Origin of the sequence: Ferrimonas senticii DSM 18821 (assembly GCF_000422665.1) — a bacterium.
Taxonomy (GTDB): Bacteria; Pseudomonadota; Gammaproteobacteria; order Enterobacterales; family Shewanellaceae; genus Ferrimonas; species Ferrimonas senticii.
Map to the genome: position 1 here is coordinate 19,066 of NZ_AUGM01000024.1, position 20,119 is coordinate 39,184.

The window sequence follows — 20,119 nt, forward strand, 5'->3', positions numbered from 1 at the left end:
GGTTTATTGTCTGCGATTGGTTGGTATTTTAATCGCTGTGGTTTTTTGGTAATCACAGCCCATTAACAATTCAGAGCATCCAAAAACATTGCAATCATTACCCTAGTGATACCATCTCGGCCATCTTTTGATTGAACCTGATTGGGTAATTGTTTGTTCGTCGTTAATCAACCTCAGCCTATTTTGGTGCAAGGCGCCATGGACGTGGAAACCGCTACGTTAATTGCAGCTCTTAGCAACGTCGAAGAGCAAACCTTTGGCTCCTGGACCTTCTGGCGTGGCGAATTGGATGGCTACCCAGTAGTGGTATCCCGTACTGAGATCGGCCTTGCCAACGCGGCGGCGGCCACTACGTTAGCGATCGCTCACTATCAGCCAAAGTTCATCATTAACCAAGGTACCGCTGGCGGCCATGATCCGCTGTTGTACCGTGGTGATATCGTGATTGGCGAAGCCAGCTTTAACATGGGTTCTTACAAGACCGAGTTCACCGAAGCAGGTAAGGGCATCGCCCCGACCACTTGGCAGAACTTCGATATGACCATGTACCTGCGCGAGCAGGGCGAAGTGGTGGCGCACAATCGTTTTAGCGCCGATCGGGATTTATTGGCGTTGGCGCAGTCTTTGGCCCCAACCTACAGCAAAGGCAAAGTGGTGACCGGGGTTATCGGCACCGGCGATGAGTGGAACCGCGAAGTCGACCGGATCAACTGGTTCCACAACACCTTTGGCACTGCGGTGGAGGAGATGGAAACCTCAGCGGCGGCGCAGGTGGCTCACGCCTTTAAGATCCCGTTTGTGGGCATTCGGGTGTTGTCGAACACCGACCAACACAACCAAGACTTTGAAGAGTACACCGCCGTAGATTGCCAATTGTTTGTATTGGATGTGCTCAAAGCGCTGATTAAGCAGCAATAACTCTTTTTAACGAAGCGACACCTTAAGTGTCGCTTCGGTTTCTCTGTTCCCTCTCAATAAAAATTAATACCCCCATGGAAATTGCACTTAGCCTTGTTGGCATTGTTGTTCTGCTGCTGATCGCGTATCTGGCTTCAGAAGATCGTGGCGCCATTAATTACCGTACCGTTGGTTTGGCCTTTGTTATCCAGTTTGCGCTGGGCGGCTTTATTCTCTATTCCGAGATGGGGCAGTCGGTGATTTTGGCGATGGCCAACTTTGTCTCCACCGTCATTGGCTACAGCAATACCGGCATCGAGTTCCTGTTCGGTGGCTTGGTGAGCCCAAAGATGTTTGAACTGTTCGGCAGCGGTGGCTTTGTGCTGGCGCTGCGGGTGCTGCCAATCATCGTGTTCTTCTCGGCGCTGTCGGCGGTGCTGTACTACCTGGGCATTATGCAGTGGGTGGTGAAACTGGTGGGTGGGGCGCTGCAAAAGCTGCTGAAAACCAGTAAGGCGGAATCGATGTCGGCCAGCGCCAACATCTTCTTAGGCGTGACCGAAGCGCCGCTGCTGATTAAGCCGTACGTGCCAACCATGACCCGCTCGGAACTGTTCGCGGTGATGTCTGGTGGTTTGGCGTCGATCGCTGGCACCATGCTGGCCAGCTACGCTCAGTTGGGGATCAACATGGAATACCTGCTGGCGGCCTCGCTGATGGCGGCGCCGGGTGGTTTGCTGTTCGCCAAGATCCTGATCCCGCAAACCGAAGAGGTCAATGAGCGCGCCGATGACAGCAGCGAGGAAACCCCACCAAGCAACATCATCGATGCCGCCACCACCGGCACCATCAATGGTTTGTATCTGGCGCTGACCGTGGGCGCACTGCTGCTGACCTTCGTGTCACTGGTGGCAATGCTGAACGGCATTTTGGGCGGCATCGGCAGCTGGTTTGGTCTTGAAGAGTTAAGCCTGCAGCTGATCTTAAGTTACCTATTTGCACCAATTGCGCTGCTGATGGGGGTATCTTGGGATGAAGCGATGCTGGCGGGGTCGTTCATCGGCCAGAAGATCGTTATCAACGAATTCTTTGCCTACATCAACTTGGCGCCATACCTGACTGGCGATGCCATCGTCGAAGCCACTGGCTTAGCGATGACCGAGCGCACCCAAGTGATCCTGTCGTTCGCCCTATGTGGTTTTGCCAACTTTGGTACCGTGGCGATCGCCATCGGTGGCATCGGTGCCTTGGTACCAAGCCGTCGTTCTGAACTGGCATCATTAGGCTTTAAAGCGCTGTTGGCGGGTATTCTGTCTAACCTGATGGCCGCCACCATCGCCGGGATCTTTGTTGGTTTGAATTAATATCTTCAGACCGTCATCAGAAAGAGAGTCCAAGTGGGCTCTCTTTTTTTTGACATTAACATTAAGGGCAAGGGTATTGGTAAGACCCAGTCGCTTGCGTTTGCTATGGTTGATGATGCACGTTAACAATAACAAACAATCAAAGGAATGAGTGGGTTATGGCAAATGGTAGGGCATTTCTTGGCGGCTTACTGGTCGTTTGCACATCGGCGTACGGTGATGGCATTGAAACTCTACCGGCGCAGCAAGCGTTTTCTGGGTTGTTGCTTACCCCCAATGCACAAGTTCAGGATACTGGCAGTTTTGCGTTTAGCTTTGCCCAAGGGCAACCCTACCGTGGCCAGATTAGTGCTTTGGATACTTTGCAATTTGCCGCTGGAGTGTTTGCTGGATTTGAGGCCAATGGTCGGATCGTCACCCGTGACTATGACAGCAATTGCTTTACCGAAGGTTGTGGCATTCGAGACTTATCAGCCTCTGCCAAGTACCAGTTGCCGCAATGGTTCTCGCCGCAACTGAATCTGGCGCTTGGGGTACAGGATCTTGAGGGCGCGGCTAATAACTTCGGCGCCTACTATGCGGTTGCCGATTACCAATTGCAGGCGCTGCCACTGCGCATTAGCGCCGGTTACGGTAAATCCGATGTAACCTTGGATGTGCTCAATGGCCCGTTTGCTGGCATTGAATATCAACCGCTCGACTTTATGCAGTTGCTGGCGGAACACGATGGCGGCGGCACTAATGCGGCGTTCAAATTATTTACCCCTGAAGGATTGTTGCCCTTTGGTATGCAGTTGAGTGGCGGCTATCAGTTATACAGTAGCCATGCGTCGCAGCAGGATATGTGGCAAGCCTCATTGTCCGTGCCTTTGCTTGGGGTTACCCAAGCGCAATCGTTACCCCCGACATTGGCGTTAGCCGATAAGCTGGCGCTGCAACAACAGCACGCTGATGCGGCGACCATCGATAGCGTAATGCAGGCGCTGACGAACGAGGGGTTTATCAATCTGCGGGTTGGGGTGCATCAGGGCCAGCCATTATTTACCGTTGAAAACCGGCGCTACAACCACAACCCAGCCGATGGCCTAGGGGTCGCGCTTGGGATCATCTCTAGCTATTTGGGCGAGGATGCTCGTGCTGAATTGGGGGCAAGTGGCAGTGGAGATCGCTTTACGCTAGTGCAAATGATCAATGGTGTGCCGATGTTGGCGGTGCGTACCTCATCAGAGTGTTATCGAGCGTTTATTGCCAGCGGCCAGCGCTGTGGTGATTTGACCTTCAGTGATGATCGGCTGCCCAGTTTGCTGCAGCAAGTGGCATGGCGCGATGAGATGCAGCAAACCAGTTTTGGCCGTAGCCAACTGATTGTGATGCCGATGCTGCGCCACGCGACCGCGACGGAATATGGAGTGTTTGATTATTCACTGGCGGCGGGGATCAATCTATATACCAACCTGTGGCAAGGAGTGGCGGTTGATCTACGTTATACGATACCTATCGCCAGCAGTGATGATTATGACGATGGCCTTTGGCGCAACGCTAAGCACCAAAGCGAACTTGATCGAGCGTTGCTCCATCAAGCGTTTCGATTGAATGGGCGGATCACCACCCAGTTTTCGGCCGGGCTTATTCGTTCGGACTATCTTGGTGGCTTAAATGAGAGCCGCTGGACCAGCGCAACCGGTCGCCATGCGATCGGCTGGGAGGCCAGTTACTTTGAACATCAAGATCTGAATACTGAGCGGCAAACATTGCTGGGGCGCTATAGTTTGCAGGTGCCAGAGTGGTCGTGGCAATTGGGGCTTGAAGCGGGGGAGTATTGGCGCGGCGATCAGGGGGTAACCGTGACGTCGACCCATTGGCTTGGGGATGTGGCGCTGCGGGCAAGTTACTTGGTTAGCCAAGCGCAAGGCAGTGATGACCGTGAGCAGTTCCTGACGTTATCAATCAACATACCGCTGACCTGGTGGCGTGATATGAAGCCACGCTATCTGCAGTTGCGCGGCACTGATCAGTTCACCCACAGCGTACAAACTCGGATTGGTGAAAGTCACAATAATTTGAATACGGGCTTGGGCAATCGCGTGGCACTACAGCATGATTTAACGCGGCAGTATTACCAGCGCGACCGTTTTGGTTTGGCTTATTATCAACAGCAACAGACTCGCCTGCGAAACGCCTATCTGCGTTATATCGACAGCGCCTTATAAGGGCGTCAAACAGCGGATTGTAAATCATTAAATAAAACTAAGGGGCCAGAGTTAGTTAACTCCGGCCCCTTGGTTTGTTTCACTTAAACGATCAAATCAAATTGATCTCGCAGAATATCGATGATCTCCGCCTTTGGATTGGCGCTCAGTTCAATCTTTTGGCCGGTGATTTTTTCAGCGATATCCAAATAGGTTTTCGATACCTGCATCAACACTTCGACAGGTAGCGCATTGTCGCGAGCAAGCGCGCTGCGCTCTTCCATCCGATCTTTATTCAACAGAATATCGGGATCCGGGAAGTGGCTAAGCAGCTGTTGGCGGAAGCCCTCTTTGGATTGTTCAATGATTTGACCATCACGGTAGGCGGCGCCATCCCAAATCCGCGAGGAATCAGGGGTGCCGACCTCATCCATGTAGATCAACTTATCATTGCCAGCGGCATCGGTGACGTAGCCAAACTCGAATTTGGTATCAACGAATACCTGATCTAATTCCGCCAGTGCATTGCTGATCAGCTCAAACCCTTCTTTTAGCAAGGTTTCGTAGCGTTCAATATCAGCCGATTGCTTGAAATTGAAGGCGGCATAGTTGTCCTCGATATTCTGCCGAGTGATGTTAACGTCATCTTGAGCAGGTACCCCAGGGATCCCTTGTAAAATGCCTTTGGTGGAGGGGGTGATCAGCAATTCCGGCAGCATTTGATCTTTGCTCAAGCCTTCTGGCAGTTGGATACCACAGAAATCTCGTTCGCCCTTGCTGTAAGCGCGCCACATCGAACCGGTGATGTACTGACGAGCAATCGCCTCAATCATTACTGGCTTGGCTTTTTGAACGATCCAAACAAATGGATGAGGAATTTCCAAAATGTGGCTGTCTGCCAAGCCGTGCTCTTTAAACAGCTTGAACCAGTGATTAGAGATGGCATTCAGTGCTGCGCCTTTGCCTGGAACACCCCGCATGTCACCTTCGCCATGCCAGATGCAATCAAACGCCGAGATCCGATCGGAGATCACCATGATTGCCAGTGGCGCGTCGGCTGCAACATCGTAGCCACGCTGTTGAATCAAACGGGCGCTGTCGGCCTCGGTTAACCAGTAAACCGAGCGAACCTTGCCGGAATGAACCGGCTTATCAGTGCGGATGGGAAGATCGTTGTTAATGGCCAAAACCTGATCGGCAAGACTCATAGTCACTGTCCTGTGTAAGTGGGTAGGGGCCGTCATCGTGTAGTGATTGTTGTTCTGTGGCGAGCCACAGCGATGAGCAGCGCAGCGATGATATCAAAAGCGTTGCGGACAAAAACAACAAAAACAGAGCGTTCTTAAATCAGTAAAGTTTGCAAAGTTCTCGAGCTAGTAAACCGATGCATGAGTGGATTAACCATTCAAATATTTGACGGATTGGCGATGCATGTTGCCATTTTTCTAGAGTTTGAAGCTAATCCCAAGTATGAATTTGATTCTTTTATATCCGAATGCTTATTCGATAATAAATGTCATCATACCTATTAACTTCTTGTTTATATTGCAATTGTTAACTATCTGACATTTTGTCAGCGCGTTTTAATCCTGATATCATCTGCGCCCGTGATTTAGGCATCCCTACTTTGGTGAGCAAGCCTCTTCCTATCGCACTTCGCAACATCATTTTTAGCATGATTATCAGCGAGCGCTGGTGGCACAGCGTGCTCCGGCTGCATCAAAGCGTATTTAATGGCGGAGCTTAGTTTTGATAAGTGAGAGTATAAAAATTTATTGCTTACTTATCAGTGAGTTGCTGGTTTGCGTTTACTTACTTTGTGCAAAAGAGGACTGAGGTTGGTTTGCCGTTGAATTCAACGGTTGCGTACACTCGCTTCGAGGTTTTTTTGGGGCCTATTGGGACCGCTGCTCACAATTACGCCATTGCTAGCGCTGATGCGCCCTCCAGCCAAATCGGCTGTCTCAAAATGATAAATTTCTGTCTCAGTGCTGGGTGAAGCGCTGAGGTTTGGTGTTGCGGACTTTCAACGCATTTAAATTCATCCGCGTTGGTAATAATCGTCAGTTGAAACATAGGCTGTGTCTAAGTTAACTATTGTACCCATCCAGCAGCTTCATTTAGACACACCTTTGGTTCCAGTTTTCTGCCGTATCTATCAAGCATCCGGTGCCAACCCAAGTAATTCCCTAGGTACTTCGTTGCCACGCCTCTGAACCGGTACATCCAGCCTGTTAGGTCCCCGATGATTAATGGGCTTCACACGAAAGAGTTCCGGTGAAGTTCGATAGTACCCCTTCAATCGTTCAATTGGAGGGGTATGACCAAGCGCTTTTTACGGTATGTGGTGATTATAAACGTGCGCATACCTGAGCAGGGTTGCCTCTAAATCCGCTCTGCAATCAAATCGGGGGGCTTTGAGTATTTCTGATACCCGGCCATTAAAACGTTCCACCATGCCATTGGTCTGCGGCTTTCCTGGTGAGATAAGTCGGTGCTCAATGTGTTGTTCGGTGCACTCTAAATCGAATTCGTGCTTACCTGTTGGCTGCCGCTGCCCAGTAGCGCAAAAACGGTCTGTAAACTCTTTACCGTTGTCCGTAAGAACCGTCTTGATATGAAACGGGGATTTTCGAGCCACCATCTTTAGAAACCGTCTCGCCGTTTTGGCTGCTTTGTCCGGCAGGACTTCAAGGTAGACCCATCGGGTTGCTCTATCGATGGCAACGTACAGATACCGACGGCCAGACTCGTCTGGCATCTGTGGCAGGTATTTGATGTCGATATGAACGTAACCTGGCTCGTATAGCTTGAATTCTTTTGGAGACGGTTTGGGCTCTGTCTCAGGGTATAAGTCCTTCAGATTGCTAACGCCGTGGCGCCGGAGGCAACGGTCAAGCCCAGACCTAGATACATCGGGATTGATGAACTGCTTGGTTAATGCCAATAGGTCGTCCAACGGTAACAACAACGTCTTGCGCAACTCCACCACAATGAACTCCTGAGTTTTGCTCAATGTGGTGCCCAAGTTGTGCTTGGTATGGGAGCCGTCATCTACCGTGGTTCGACGCTTCCAGCGACGGATGGTCGATTCAGCCACACCAAGTTCACGAGCGAGTACTGCCACAGGCTTGGTTGATTGTTGGATCAGTTTCCGGATTTTCGGTGTGGTGGTGGCATTCGCATGGAGTTTAATCTGCATGTGCTGCTGTCCTTAGCTGCTGAACCTTAAGCATTAAGCCCCTCCAAAATCGCCTCGAAACTGTTGCCCTGCCTGGTTTTCGACTGCTGGGCTCGGTGACAGTTTTGACATATAAAGTCGAACGCCCAAGCTAAATCGGCGGTTAATTGGGTCAATGACTTTGATGCCAGCGAGTTCATTATGGGTTCAAACCAGTTCTGCGCTGATTTAGCGATTTTGAACAGCGACAATCGACGTTGCAGACGTTGTTGTGCCGCACGGCCAATGAAACGTTTGATCAGCAAACTCAGCAGACTGGCCCAAATCAACCCTTCAACCATATGTTGCTGTCGAGTTACGAACTTCTTCAAGTTGTTGTAACTCTTCCACTCTTTGAACAACAGTTCGATTTGCCAGCGTACGCGATATAGACGGTTGACGTCTTCGGCGCTGAACTGCTCTCGTGGTAGGTTGGTTATCCACCACAGATAGTGCTTCTCCTCGGTGTGCCAGAACATCACCATACGGCACTGGTACTTTGGCCATTTGACGTCTAAATCCAGCACCTGAGCCTTGGGGCCTCGGCGCTGCTGTAGTGCCTTCAACTTAATTCCGACGTATGACTTGAGCTCCTTGCCTTTGCTGTTTAACGCTCGAGTAATCGTTGGGTTAAACAACTTCGACGACCGCATCAAAAAGTAGCCTTGATGGCGTTGCACATTGCTCATGTACTCAATGCCAACGTAGCCCGCATCAGCCAATAGCAGCGAATTGGTCAGGGTATCTGCTGCTGGCAAAAACTGACGTTCCGATGCCGTATCCGCTGAAATGCTCAGCTTTGCCGGTTGTTCGTCCTGTAGTGACATTGTCATGTGGCATTCAACCGCTGCTGGTGACTTACCTTTGAAGCGATTGGGGAAGATCTCGGCTAAATCGGGGTGGATCGCAAAGGACGACCCATCTTGAAGTAACACTTGGTTGAACTGCTTCAACTTAGACGGCAACTCGGCGCTGAGTTGGTTGCTAAACACCCGAATGGCTTGCGCCACTACGGCTTCCATAAAGCGAGCAAATTCGGTTTTTCGCAGCTGGTTGTGGAATGGCTTGTAAGCCACGGATGCCGCGAGGTCCATCTGGATCCCATTAAAGGCGCGATGTAGATCGGCAATCGCATCGACTTTATTTAACCAAGCTTCATCGAACAGTTGAGTTAGGGTTAGAGTTGGATTGATAATGGACATCGGCTCTTGGGTTGTGACTTGGTTTTTTTTTGGCGATTAAATCTGATCACATCAAGAGCCTTTTTCTAGTTTTTTTATTAGGTTATGGCTAAAGGTCCTGTCTATGAGCTGCTGAATGAACTTGGCTATCCAGTCATGAGAATATAGGAATCTCGATGCGGAGCAACCAAGCCATTCATCGAGGACCAGGGCGTCCGCATGAGTGTGTATTAATTCGCCATTGATGAAAATCCAGCACAAAGGACGCCCTCAAGAAACGTCGTATTCATTAGGCAACGTTTCTGTTTCATCGGCATACTGATCTTGGTGGATTCAGCGCGTAGCATGTTCAGCGCCATATGACGAAGGCTAGCTACGTTTTCCGCCGCATTTTCTCGATAAATCTGGCACGCATCTTCACCAAAGGTCACATCAAGGATCCAATGCATCGATTCGATCCCCCAATCGGCTCGTATGGCGTAGCTGGCTTCCTCTGCGGTCAGTACTTTGGAACTGATGTAATACCGGCATTCAAGTGTTGAGCCTTTGCCTTTTAGGGCCCGAAAACTTTCGACCATGACAATACTGCTGAGCCCGCTCCATCGAGAAAAGTTGCCTTCTAGGTGCTCTGAGCTGAGCACATGGCATGTACGGGATTCTACTCGGCCGTGATGTTGTTCTGTTTGCCATTGTTTCTTATCAACCGTCGCTTTGCAGTGTGATGCAAAGGCTGCGCGTACCGCTTTGGCAAGTCGTTCTTGATTGCCTTTGACTGCTAGTAAGTAGTCGCCACCCTGTCCAACTATGGTTTTGGCAATTTTGGTTTGGCAGGCCATCGCATCGATCGTGACCAAAGCGCCTCGCAGATCCAACATTTGGATCAGTTCAGGAATAGCTGTGATTTCGTTGCTTTTATCAGAGATTTTCAACTGCCCTAGCACCATCTGATTGGCTGTCGCGTAAGCGCTGAGCATGTGAATGGTGCTGTAGCGATCTTCGCGGTTGTAGGAGCCCCGCAGGGTTTTGCCATCAATGGCAACGATCTCACCTTGAGTTAGGCGATGCACTGCCTGCATCCAACTAAGAAAACACTGCCGAAAAACCTTTGGTTCAATGGTCGAGATCAGGCGGGCAAAAGTGTCATGAACCGGGACACCATTTTCGCACTCTGTCGAGCATCTTGGATGACGCTGAAGTGTGCTTTGATATCGTCGATAACCATTTTGAAGCTCCCAAAAAGAGAGCATAAGATCACAAACCGCTCTGTGGGTCAATCAGACTCAAAAGTGGTCAATAAATATTCATGGTCTTGCCCTGCATCGAGGACCCAGCAAATAATGATGAAAAAAAATATTGTAATATCCGCTAATACGGCATGGTACATCTATAATTTTCGTAAAGGCACTATCATTGCGTTGCTTGGTGCTGGCCATAAAGTGACAGCTATTGCTCCGGAAGATGGTTATGGCGAAAAACTTAAAGAGATGGGTTGTGACTTTCTGGAAATATATATGGATCGTGGTGGTACTAACCCGATTAATGATATGAAAACCAGTTTTAGCTATTATCTGCTTTATCGAAACATCAAGCCTGATGTCGTTTTAAACTTTACCCCAAAGACCAACATCTACAGCACTCTGGCTGCCAAAGCGAACAAGGCAAAGGTCGTGAACAATATTGCTGGCTTAGGCACGCTGTTTGTCAATGAAAGTGTATCTTCAAAAATTGCACGGTTTCTCTATCGTATTTCACAGCCGCTGGCTGACCATATCTTCTTTCAAAATGAGGATGATATGGCAATATTCAAAGAGAAACAAATTATCTCTGAATCCACCAGTTGCAGTCGTTTACCTGGCTCTGGGGTAAACCTTCAGCAATTTCAAGTGACCCCTGCTCAGGATGATGGAATCACTCGCTTTATCCTGGTTGCCCGAATGCTTAAGGAAAAAGGGGTTGAACTTTATGCTCAAGCAGCAAAGACTGTTAAGACTAACTATCCCAAGACAGAATTTTATTTGCTTGGGTTTATTGATGAGGCCAACCCATCAGGAATCAGTGAGAAAACGATAATGGCTTGGCATGCAGCCGGGGATATCAATTATCTTGGAACCACTGATGATGTAGCCTCCGTTGTTGGACGGATGGACTGTGTAGTTTTGCCTTCTTACTACCGAGAAGGTGTACCAAAGTCCCTTTTGGAGTCGGCAGCTTTAGGTAAACCTATCGTCACAACAGATAACGTGGGTTGTAGAGAAACCGTTAGTCATTCTGTTAATGGTTTCCTGTGCAAACCTAATGATCTTGAAACGCTTGTTGATTCGTTAGTCAATATTCTTTCCTTGTCGCCTGAGGCTATGAATCAAATGTGTAAAGCATCACGAGCCAAGGTGGAAAGTGAATTTTCAGAAGAAATTGTTATAGAATGTTATTTGAAAATAATTTAAAAAGTTAAGAATGATGAATGTTATTTTTTCGCCTGAAATTACATTCTGGGTATTCGGGCTGGTTATATTTTCACCGCTTTTTTTCTTTAAAAGCGCCTTTGTAAAGCTTACTTTGGCTATCTATGCTTACCCTATATGGGTTATGTTTGGGCTATGGGTTGGCATTCCAGCAACTAGAGTTATTAGAAACGTAGGTATTGATTTTTATGATGCCCAATTGGGCAGTGCTTGCTTTTATTCTTTACTTTCTTACTGCTTGTTTGTTTGTTCGTTAAGAAAGTTGAGGGATCGCGACTACAGTTTTCATAGAATACCTTTGACAGTAGGTCAAAGAGTATTCTTTTTAGTTATGTTAATCCTCGTGCTACCAGTAGCTTATCCTGCTGCTTGGGGGGTTGGAAGCGACCGTTTTGGTTCTTTTGGTAGTTTGGTTGTTGTATTTTTTGCTGTTATTGTTTGCTCGAAAAGTAACTCTAGCAAATTTGACGTTTTGCTATCGCTTGTTGCGGCATTAATAATGTTCATGGTATTCCATGGGGAGAGAGTCGATTTTATATTGATGTTTGCGGCGATATATATAATAGCGAAAGGAACATCATTTGTTTCTCTATATAAGTTGGCGATACTTGTATCTTTTTTCTTAGTAATAGGAATATATGGCGGAATCAATCGTGCTGGTGGAGCACTAGATGTTACTGAACTGTTCTCGATAGTGAGTTTTGCCATCACTAATTTTGGTACCGCAGTTGATGTCGTGCATGTTTATTTGTCATCATCATGGTATTATGAAAACATAAGTTCAGACTTTAGGCCAATTATAAATGTGATTTCGTCTTACCTTCCATTGCTTCCAAAATCAGGGGCGGGTTCTGATTATAATTTTGTATGGATTTTGCGAGAATATATAGATAATGTTGGAGGAGGAACATTCTATACTGCTTCTATGATGGCTGCTGGTGGTTTTGGAGTGGTTATTTCTGGATATGTTTATGGAGTGCTGTTCAGATTTTTATTTAGGCAGGAACTATATTATAGTCCAGTGTTTATCGCATTCTTCGTAATGCAATTTAGATTGCAGTGGTATGGCTTAACATACTTTGGTAATGTCATTTTTTCTATGACCATTCTATGGGCTGTTCTTTACGTCATTAGAAAGCAGGGTCTTGTTGTTTCAAAAAACAAAAGACTAGGACGGCAATTGCGTGATATTGAGGTTGGCTAGTGTCCATTTTTCGCTCTATTATAAGTCTTAGCGCTTTAAAGGCCGTAGATTTTTTAGTCCCTCTATCGCTGATACCAATAGCCATTAATAATATAGGAATATCAAATTTCGGCAAAGTTGCATACTTTCAATCAATAGCATTGTTCTGTGCAACAGTTGTTGACTTTGGTTTCAATGTTGGCGGTATTCAGAAAGTGGCGGTAACCAGTGATGAAGTCAAAATAAATAGGTACTACAGTGCATCTTTGATAATTAAATTTACTTTGTGCTTAATTGTTCTACCAATATATTTTACTATCGCAATTCTCAGTCCATATTACTCCAAAGAATTTTTACCTGTCGTTCTAATTTGCTTTTTCGTGGCTATTGGTTCAGTATTTAATTCTCAGTGGTTTTATCAAGCCAAGCATAGATATCGATTTTTGATGCTATCCTCTCTGCCAGCTAGAGTATTGGCATTGTTAAGCGTGTTTTTTATGGTTAAGGGAAATGATGATTATGTCATTTACTCGTTAATCGTATCAGTAATGTATCTCATCCCAGGAATTATTCATTTTGCTGAACGTTCCATTATTGGTTCGTTAGTGACTCCAAAATACAAATATGTTAAGATGGTGTTATTTTTAAACTTTGACATATTCGTATATCGGATCGGTAGTGCGATAATTTTGCCATTCTATAACTATCTCTTTGGTTTCGGATTGACTCCTTCCGCATTTGGTGCTTTAAGTCTTGTGCAAAAATTTCTTGGAGCGATAGTGAACTTCAGTTCCCCAATTTGCCAAGCAGTCATTCCATATTTTGCCAAACTAAAAAAGCAAAACATAACTCAATATAATAAGTCATTTATAACTACATTAGTTGCATTAGTGATTTATGCTATTTTAATTACTTTTTTATCAGTACTTTGTCTTCAATGGCTCGTTAATATTGGGATAATTGGCGGGGAAATTGAACAAGATGAATTGCACTACGCAATGGTCTTTCTGGGTTCATTAATTCCCCATATATTGAATGCATTATTGTCACAAAATCTAGTTTTAAATGGCAATGGAAAGGCTGTAAGGCAGTCAGTATTAATTTCATTAACAATCACAGTGGCAGCAGCTATAATTCTTGTCTTTAGTATGCCATCTGCCCTAATCATTGCCTATGTAATTAGCTATTATGTTATGCTGTTCCTATTTTTAAAAAAAACAATTGGAAAGAATCATGTTGCTTAAAATATATGATTATCTTGAGAAAATAATTGTACGCCTGCGTCGTCAAAGTCTTTTGAGGGCTGTGTCGAAAGGGAGTGGGAAATTTGAAGTGTTCGGAAGGGTTGTAATCGAAAACCCTTCGAACGTGACCATTGGAAAAAATTGCACTCTAAATGAGGGTGTTTATATTAGTGGTCATGCCCCTGTAGATATTGGTAACAACGTTTCTATTTCAGCTCATGCAAAGATTATTACGGCCTATTTGGATAGTAGCAAACTTAAAGACAAGGGCATTGAGGATATACACCTGTCAAAACCAGTAGTTCTTGAGGCCTTATGCCAAATCGGCGCTGGAGCAATCGTTTTGCCTGGAGTTACGGTACATAGTGGATCTATTGTTGCTGCTGGCGCAGTGGTTAGTAAAGATGTACCATCCAACGTGATTGTCGCCGGAGTTCCGGCAAAGGTAATTAGAGTGCTCTCATGAAGAAGAGGATATCGGTAATCTTGTGTGCTTATAATGCAGACAAATTTATAGACAAAGCACTGGACTCATTAAAGGCCCAGTCTTTTAAAGATTTTGAAGTTATCTTAATTGATGATGGAAGCACCGATAGAACAGTTCAACTAGTTCAGCAGTATATCGAAAAGAAAGAGTTAGATATACGTTACTATTATCAAGAAAATTGTGGCCTTACTAAGTCCCTCAATCGGGCAATATCACTGGTTGAAGGTCAATATATAGCCCGAATGGATGCTGATGATATATCTTTGCCTAACCGACTTGAGCGCTCTTTGGCCTATTTGGAAGCTAATTGTTTAGACTTTATGTGCGCAAAAAGTGAAATGTTTGATGAGCATGGAGTGAAAGGATATTTTCCTTCATTTGTCAGCCATAATAAAAAAAGCTTTTCTGCTGGTTACCTAAAATTTGGTAATTCCTATACTCATGGAACCTTTTTTGGTAAAAAAGAGGTATTTGAGGAATTGGGGTATAATGAAAGATATCGTACTGCCCAAGATTATGATTTTCTATGTCGACTCGCTAAGTCAGGGAAGTACAATGCTGCATTTCTCAATGAAGTGTTGTATAGATTGCGCGTGGATGCTGAATCATCTGGACGGAGTGCCAACAGTAATCAAGTTAATAATGCTATCGAAATAGCGTTCGAACACTTTGGTAGTGCTAGATATCTCATTCCAGCAAGCGGATATTTAAAAAAACGAATACTATCAGTTTTTAAGAGAATAATTTATTCATGAACGGAAGAAAGTTATTTAGCTTGGTTAAACCAATGGTAACTTTATCAACTCTGATCGTTTCTTTGTTTCCAAGAACGATACGTCAATTATTGTTTGATTTGTTTTCGATGTTTCCAACTAAGTTGGGTGTTCTACTTAGATACATTACAATTCGAACATTGTGTGAGAGTGTAGGAGATAATGTGTATATTGGTCGAGGCGTCATTTTAAAAAACCCGAGCGCACTGAATATTGGTCGTAATGTAAGTATTCATGATTATGGATACATCGACGCTTTGGGTGGAATTCTGATTGAAGATAATGTATCGATTGCCCATCGTTGTTCATTAGTATCGTTTGAGCACGGTTATGATGAACACGATCTTCCGATTAAATATAATACATTGAGGACAGCACCAATATCAATTAGTAGTGATGTATGGCTAGGTGCCAATGTTGTAGTGTTATCAGGTTCGAAGATCGCTATGCGCTCAGTGATTGGGGCTGGTAGTGTAGTAAAAGGCCACTTGGATGGAAAATCTTTGTATGCAGGCGTGCCCGTCAAGAAGATCAAAAGCATATAGCGGGTCAGATATGAAATTGCTGTTTTGTCATGATCATGTATTTTCTTTTTATCGTGGAAATTATTATTCCCCAGGCAAGCTAGATTATAAAAAGTTTGATGTATATCTAGAGAAGTTTAGTCACATCACTTGCATTGCACGGGCGAGGCAGGTGGAAAGTATCGATAACAATTACCACCAAGCGAATGGAAACTTAGTGGATATTGTCGGGCTTGAAAACCCATCTTCGCTATGGGGATTACTGAATCGAAGAGTATTAAAAAGGGTTATTCGAGATCATATTCGAAAAGTTGATGCCGTTATAGTCAGGCTTCCTAGTGAGATTGGAATTATTGCCGCCCAGCTTGCACAGGAAGAAGGTAAACCCTTATTGGCTGAAGTGGTTGCAAGTGCTTTTGATTGTTTGTGGTATCGTGGTGATATCCTCGCAAAGATTTACGCTCCATTTCTGGAACTCAGAACTGCTCATGTGTGTGAGACTATACCGTTATTGACTTATGTTACGTCAAATTTTTTGCAATCTAAATATGCAACGCAAGGTTGTTCTTATGCGATATCTGATGTAATTATTAATGAGGTACTCTTACCTAGGCGCTGGATAAATAAGTCTAGCTTTACGGTTGGAATGATTGGTAATCCGGATCTTAAAATTAAGGGCCTAGTCACTTTGATTGAAGCAATTCAGCAGATCAGGTCGAAAGGCGTCGATGTGAATCTCGAGGTGCTTGGTGGAAACGGTCACGGATACATGTTGCGCAACGGTGATGTACCCGGGTGGGTTACATTTTTGGGAACTTTCTCCAATCCTGGCAAAGTCATCGGTTGGCTTGACCAGATTGATTTCTATGTACAGCCGAGCCTAACTGAAGGCTTACCGCGCTCGTTGATTGAGGCAATGAGTCGAGGGATGCCTGCTTTGGGCTCTAACGTTGGAGGGATTCCTGAACTTCTGTTAGAAGCAGCGTTATTCGCTCCTTGTGATAGTAAACAATTGGCAAACTCTCTTTTTAAGGCAATGGTATGCCCGACGCATTATGATGAGTTGGCAAAACACTCTTCAGAAACAGCAAATAAATTCAATTCGAAGGTGCTGCTGCAATCTAGGCTGGATGTATTAGATAAATTGAGCTCCTTGGTTTGATTTTTCTTAAGTCAACTTTAAAATTTGTATCTGTTCACCAGCCCCCCCCTCCCTTGACAAGATCGATTGATGATCGACAAGGTTCGGGCTGATTGGGGTTGAACGATCGTTTTCGATGCCAGCATGGACGGCATGAAAAAGAAAAACTTTGCCCAAGAGCCGCCAGAGTTCACTGACGTATTGCAAGCCAACGTGCTGATACGAGAACTCTGGGAGCAGCTTAGGCATTACCAAGACAAACTGACCACCAGTTCACGGAATTCCTCGAAATCCCCCTCTGCCGATACACCGGCAGCCAAGGCCGAGCGAAAAAAGCTGAACGCCCTCGTAGTGCAAATCAGCGCGGCGCTCAACCAGGCCACGAGGGACACAAACGACCGTTAGCGCTGCTGGACAGCACCGAATATCAACTGGTTGATGGCCGTTGCTGTGGCTGCGATGTCGTAGTCAAAGCCAAACGCCCTGACACTATGCCGCAAGGACAGATGGGGCCAAGGCTGTTGAGCTATATCGCGGTATTGGCTGGCGAGTATCACCTTAGTGTGCGCAAAATCCAGCGGTTACTGAAAGACACCTATGGCGTGCATTTCTCCGTTGGCGCGATTTCCGAAGCCCAAGGCAAAGTCAGCAGTATGTTGACGCCGACTCATCAAGCATTGCACCAACGCGTAAAGCAAGCGGATGTGGTGCATGCTGATGAAACCAGCCACCACCGCAATGGCGAAAACCGCACGCGTTGGTTTTGGCTAGCGGTCACCGGCCAAGCGGTGTTTCAAGCCATCCGCTCAAGCCGGTCACAGCAAGATGCGCAGTTCCTGTTAGGGGCGGACACATCAAGCATCGTTATCAGTGACCGCTGCCCCAGCTACAACTGGTTGCCGGCGCAGCGCCATCAGTTTTGTTGGGCCCACATCGTTCGCAACCTGCAGCAAATGGCCGACTACGCCGGTAAAGGCTTAACCGCCAAGATAGGTCAGCGACTAACGCTCCTGAGTAAGGCGGTATTTCGAGTACAGCATCGCTTTGAGGAGCACGAGATAAACGAAGAGCGATGGCGACGCCGAATGCAGAGCCTGAGAAAACGACTCAATCATTGGCTAGCGCAAGGATTGGCGGTACCAGCGTCGCGTTATGCAGGTCGTTGTAAATCGATTCTGGGGCAAGAGGCTGGACTATGGGTATTTTTAAATCATCCCGGACTGTCGCTCACTAACAATGAAGCCGAACGGCGACTGCGAGGCACCGTTATCCTGCGCAAAATCAGCTTTGGAACGACCTCCGACCGAGGCGATAAGTTTAGAGCGCGCGTGTTATCGATAATCGAGACGTGCAAAGTTCAAGAGCTCTCACCGCTGGCGACACTGCACGGCCTGATATCGGCCGCCATGGCCAAGCAACACGCCCCCGAAGTGTTCAACTTGACCGTCTAACGGCGGTCAAGCCTTCCTGCATGCCCAGCTCTTTTTTACAAGAGGGGTCTGGTGAACGCTTACCATCTTTTTAACCTCCGCTGGCCGGACGGCTTCAAGTGCCCAAACTGTGGACACCCCAAACACTGCAAGCTGGCAGCCAGACCGGTTTATCAATGCAATAAGTGCCACCATCAAGCTTCTCTAACGGCAGGCACCATCTTCGCAAGCACCAAATTGCCTCTAACCATATGGTTTCTAGCCATCTATCTGATAACGCAAGTTAAGAATGGGACATCGGTATTGGAGTTTTCTCGGCAACTTGGGGTTTCTTACAATGCCGGTTGGCGCATCAAGCACAAGCTGATGCAGGCCATGAAAGAGCGCGATGACCAACAGCCGCTAGAGGGCTGGGTACAAATGGATGATGCCTATTGAGGCGGAGTACGGCGAGGCTCCAAAGGGCGTCAAGCCAAGGGTAAGCGACCTTTCGTTGCAGCCGTAGCGCTCAATGAGAAAGGACACCCGATGCAAATGCGGTTTAGTGTGGTTAAATGCTTCCGAAGCACTGAGCTGACTGAGTGGGCAAAGAAGCATCTTGCTCCAAAGAGCCTAGTTTTATCTGATGGTTTAGCCTGTTTTAGAAGCGTAGAATGTAGTGATGTGATGGACGCCCCTCCGTGAAACGGCGTCGTAATGCGCCAGAATTAAGCAGTTGAGTTGCTTAATTCGCTGAAGGAGCGTCCACCATGAAGATTAAGGTAGTTGGTATCGATCTAGCAAAAGACATCTTTCAAGTTTGTGTCTTACGTGAAGATGGCAAGGTACAACGGAACAGAAAGGTTCGTCGGAATAAGTTGCTGCATGAAGTCCGTCAGCTTCCGGAAGGTACGCTAATCGCAATGGAGGCTTGTGCCTCTTCTCACTATTGGGCTCGTACCTTTAAATCCATGGGCTATAAAACAGCGCTCGTGCCGGCTCAGCTAGTAAAACCTTTCACGCGCAAACAGAAGAACGATGCCAATGATGCTTTGGCGATTTGTGAGGCTGCTGAACGGCCAGAGATCCACCTTGTGGAAGTCAAAACGGTTGAGCAGCAAGACATCAAAGCACTGCGCTGTGTAAGGCGCCGTATCGTTGAGCATCGCACGGCGATAGTGAACCAAATTCGTTCGTTGTCTGCAGAATACGGTGTCATATTCCCACTGGGCATAAAGCGGCTCAGAGAAACTCTTCCGGATGCATTGGCTGATGACGAGAATGGGTTTTCAAGGATCCTCCGAAGCTTGCTAAGTGACCTTTTGGATGACCTTCGCATGCTAGATATCGATGTCACAGCTTTAGATCAGCAAATAGATCAGCTTTGCAAACAGCAACCCGGATACTCAGAACTTATGTCGGTTCCAGGATTTGGCCCAGTTATAACTTCTGCATTGGTAAGTGAGATCGGTTCAGGCGGACAATTCGCAAATGGCAGACAATTAGCCGCCTGGTGTGGGTTAGTCCCTAAGCAGCAAAGCTCTGGAGGTAAGCAGATGCTGGGAGGCATAACGAAACACGGAAACAAGGAGCTTAGGGTTCTACTTATCCACGGTGCGCGAGCAGTACTTCGATTTGCAGATAAACGTGATGACCGACTCGGGCGGTGGCTCAGACGGCTAATTGAGCGCCGCGGCAAGAATAAAGCAACCGTCGCATTGGCCAACAAACTAGCGCGCATCGCCTGGGGCGTATTGAACAGCAAGCAGCACTTTGATGCCCGCTTGGCGTTTGCGTCCAACACTTAGCAGGAGACTTAGCTGACAGCAAAACCTGAGTTTGCAAGCACTGATGAACTAACGGTTACCCGTCCCTGGGAAAACCTATCGTTGACCAAGGCACGATGATGTCGATGTAGTGATAAGGAACCAGGGTTCGGATTTCATCATGGCGCGGTACGATAGCAGTACCATATTGACGCCGGATATATGGTCGCGAACCAATCTTCATCAAAGCTTGCTGCTAACGGGGCGTCCATATATGGT

Annotated in this window: 15 protein-coding genes and 3 pseudogenes; 13 read left to right on the forward strand and 5 right to left on the reverse strand. The window is 46.7% G+C overall.

What is annotated here, in order from left to right; translation table 11 throughout:
- Nucleotides 1-186: 186 nt before the first annotated feature.
- From G506_RS19640 to G506_RS0112430, 3 genes are all read left to right on the forward strand, one after another.
- Nucleotides 187-918 carry a 5'-methylthioadenosine/S-adenosylhomocysteine nucleosidase gene (locus G506_RS19640; RefSeq protein ID WP_276197584.1) on the forward strand — a complete coding sequence of 244 codons (732 nt, stop codon included), beginning with the start codon at nucleotides 187-189 and terminating at the stop codon, nucleotides 916-918.
- Between the two features lie 74 nt (nucleotides 919-992).
- Entirely contained in the window at nucleotides 993-2,261 is a 1,269-nt protein-coding gene (locus G506_RS0112425; protein WP_028117151.1) for a NupC/NupG family nucleoside CNT transporter, read from the forward strand.
- A 158-nt stretch (nucleotides 2,262-2,419) separates the two neighbouring features.
- On the forward strand, nucleotides 2,420-4,471 hold the full coding sequence (locus tag G506_RS0112430) for a YjbH domain-containing protein (RefSeq protein ID WP_035387317.1): 2,052 nt from the start codon (nucleotides 2,420-2,422) through the stop codon (nucleotides 4,469-4,471).
- Nucleotides 4,472-4,554: 83 nt separating this feature from the next.
- On the opposite strand, the gene G506_RS0112435 is transcribed toward G506_RS0112430, so the two are convergent.
- From G506_RS0112435 to G506_RS19650, 5 genes and pseudogenes are all read right to left on the reverse strand, one after another.
- Nucleotides 4,555-5,658: a phosphoribosylaminoimidazolesuccinocarboxamide synthase gene (locus G506_RS0112435; RefSeq protein ID WP_028117153.1), complete on the reverse strand. Its 1,104-nt coding sequence runs from the start codon at nucleotides 5,656-5,658 to the stop codon at nucleotides 4,555-4,557.
- An 886-nt stretch (nucleotides 5,659-6,544) separates the two neighbouring features.
- A pseudogene (locus tag G506_RS21320) lies at nucleotides 6,545-6,688 on the reverse strand (IS1595 family transposase); the annotation flags it as partial.
- Nucleotides 6,684-7,652, reverse strand: a pseudogene (locus G506_RS19645) (IS481 family transposase); the annotation flags it as partial. The pseudogenes G506_RS19645 and G506_RS21320, both read right to left, overlap by 5 nt.
- 26 nt (nucleotides 7,653-7,678) lie before the next feature.
- A complete protein-coding gene (locus G506_RS0112455) occupies nucleotides 7,679-8,872 on the reverse strand; it encodes an IS4 family transposase (RefSeq protein WP_028117154.1) in 1,194 nt (397 codons plus the stop codon).
- A gap of 209 nt (nucleotides 8,873-9,081) precedes the next feature.
- Nucleotides 9,082-10,098: an ISAs1 family transposase gene (locus G506_RS19650; protein ID WP_420806092.1), complete on the reverse strand. Its 1,017-nt coding sequence runs from the start codon at nucleotides 10,096-10,098 to the stop codon at nucleotides 9,082-9,084.
- A 90-nt stretch (nucleotides 10,099-10,188) separates the two neighbouring features.
- Here G506_RS19650 and G506_RS0112465 point away from each other — a divergent pair, with 90 nt between their 5' ends.
- The 10 genes and pseudogenes from G506_RS0112465 (at nucleotide 10,189) to G506_RS0112510 (ending at nucleotide 19,882) form a co-directional block, all read left to right on the forward strand.
- Nucleotides 10,189-11,295 carry a glycosyltransferase family 4 protein gene (locus G506_RS0112465; protein ID WP_028117155.1) on the forward strand — a complete coding sequence of 369 codons (1,107 nt, stop codon included), beginning with the start codon at nucleotides 10,189-10,191 and terminating at the stop codon, nucleotides 11,293-11,295.
- A 10-nt stretch (nucleotides 11,296-11,305) separates the two neighbouring features.
- Complete coding sequence (locus G506_RS0112470) at nucleotides 11,306-12,517, forward strand: hypothetical protein (RefSeq protein ID WP_028117156.1); 1,212 nt, start codon at nucleotides 11,306-11,308, stop codon at nucleotides 12,515-12,517.
- A complete protein-coding gene (locus G506_RS0112475; RefSeq protein ID WP_028117157.1) occupies nucleotides 12,517-13,740 on the forward strand; it encodes a lipopolysaccharide biosynthesis protein in 1,224 nt (407 codons plus the stop codon). The genes G506_RS0112470 and G506_RS0112475 overlap by 1 nt, the downstream gene beginning before the upstream one ends.
- Nucleotides 13,730-14,206 carry an acyltransferase gene (locus G506_RS19655; RefSeq protein ID WP_051202106.1) on the forward strand — a complete coding sequence of 159 codons (477 nt, stop codon included), beginning with the start codon at nucleotides 13,730-13,732 and terminating at the stop codon, nucleotides 14,204-14,206. The genes G506_RS0112475 and G506_RS19655 overlap by 11 nt, the downstream gene beginning before the upstream one ends.
- A complete protein-coding gene (locus G506_RS19660) occupies nucleotides 14,203-14,982 on the forward strand; it encodes a glycosyltransferase family 2 protein (protein ID WP_051202107.1) in 780 nt (259 codons plus the stop codon). The genes G506_RS19655 and G506_RS19660 overlap by 4 nt, the downstream gene beginning before the upstream one ends.
- A 182-nt stretch (nucleotides 14,983-15,164) precedes the next feature.
- Entirely contained in the window at nucleotides 15,165-15,545 is a 381-nt protein-coding gene (locus G506_RS20735; RefSeq protein WP_169628108.1) for an acyltransferase, read from the forward strand.
- Between the two features lie 10 nt (nucleotides 15,546-15,555).
- Nucleotides 15,556-16,686 carry a glycosyltransferase family 4 protein gene (locus G506_RS0112490; protein WP_169628109.1) on the forward strand — a complete coding sequence of 377 codons (1,131 nt, stop codon included), beginning with the start codon at nucleotides 15,556-15,558 and terminating at the stop codon, nucleotides 16,684-16,686.
- A gap of 132 nt (nucleotides 16,687-16,818) precedes the next feature.
- Nucleotides 16,819-18,116 (forward strand): IS66 family transposase gene (gene tnpC / locus G506_RS0112500; RefSeq protein WP_156904897.1). Its coding sequence is split into 2 segments (ribosomal slippage): nucleotides 16,819-17,002 and nucleotides 17,002-18,116, totalling 1,299 coding nucleotides; the frame shifts between segments, so codons are not numbered across the junction.
- Between the two features lie 66 nt (nucleotides 18,117-18,182).
- A pseudogene (locus G506_RS20740) lies at nucleotides 18,183-18,761 on the forward strand (IS1595 family transposase); the annotation flags it as partial.
- 83 nt (nucleotides 18,762-18,844) lie between these two features.
- Nucleotides 18,845-19,882 (forward strand): IS110 family RNA-guided transposase, encoded by a 1,038-nt coding sequence (locus G506_RS0112510; protein ID WP_028116867.1) that lies wholly within the window; start codon nucleotides 18,845-18,847, stop codon nucleotides 19,880-19,882.
- Nucleotides 19,883-20,119 lie beyond the last annotated feature (237 nt).

Bases quoted from the DNA above. Each gene is read 5' to 3' on its own strand.
- G506_RS0112425 (WP_028117151.1), top strand. From the start codon at position 993: ATGGAAATTGCACTTAGCCTTGTTGGCATTGTTGTTCTGCTGCTGATC.
- G506_RS0112430 (WP_035387317.1), top strand. From the start codon at position 2,420: ATGGCAAATGGTAGGGCATTTCTTGGCGGCTTACTGGTCGTTTGCACA.
- G506_RS0112435 (WP_028117153.1), bottom strand. From the start codon at position 5,658: ATGAGTCTTGCCGATCAGGTTTTGGCCATTAACAACGATCTTCCCATC.
- G506_RS0112455 (WP_028117154.1), bottom strand. From the start codon at position 8,872: ATGTCCATTATCAATCCAACTCTAACCCTAACTCAACTGTTCGATGAA.
- G506_RS19650 (WP_420806092.1), bottom strand. From the start codon at position 10,098: ATGCTCTCTTTTTGGGAGCTTCAAAATGGTTATCGACGATATCAAAGC.
- G506_RS0112465 (WP_028117155.1), top strand. From the start codon at position 10,189: ATGATGAAAAAAAATATTGTAATATCCGCTAATACGGCATGGTACATC.
- G506_RS0112470 (WP_028117156.1), top strand. From the start codon at position 11,306: ATGATGAATGTTATTTTTTCGCCTGAAATTACATTCTGGGTATTCGGG.
- G506_RS19655 (WP_051202106.1), top strand. From the start codon at position 13,730: ATGTTGCTTAAAATATATGATTATCTTGAGAAAATAATTGTACGCCTG.
- G506_RS19660 (WP_051202107.1), top strand. From the start codon at position 14,203: ATGAAGAAGAGGATATCGGTAATCTTGTGTGCTTATAATGCAGACAAA.
- G506_RS0112490 (WP_169628109.1), top strand. From the start codon at position 15,556: ATGAAATTGCTGTTTTGTCATGATCATGTATTTTCTTTTTATCGTGGA.
- G506_RS0112510 (WP_028116867.1), top strand. From the start codon at position 18,845: ATGAAGATTAAGGTAGTTGGTATCGATCTAGCAAAAGACATCTTTCAA.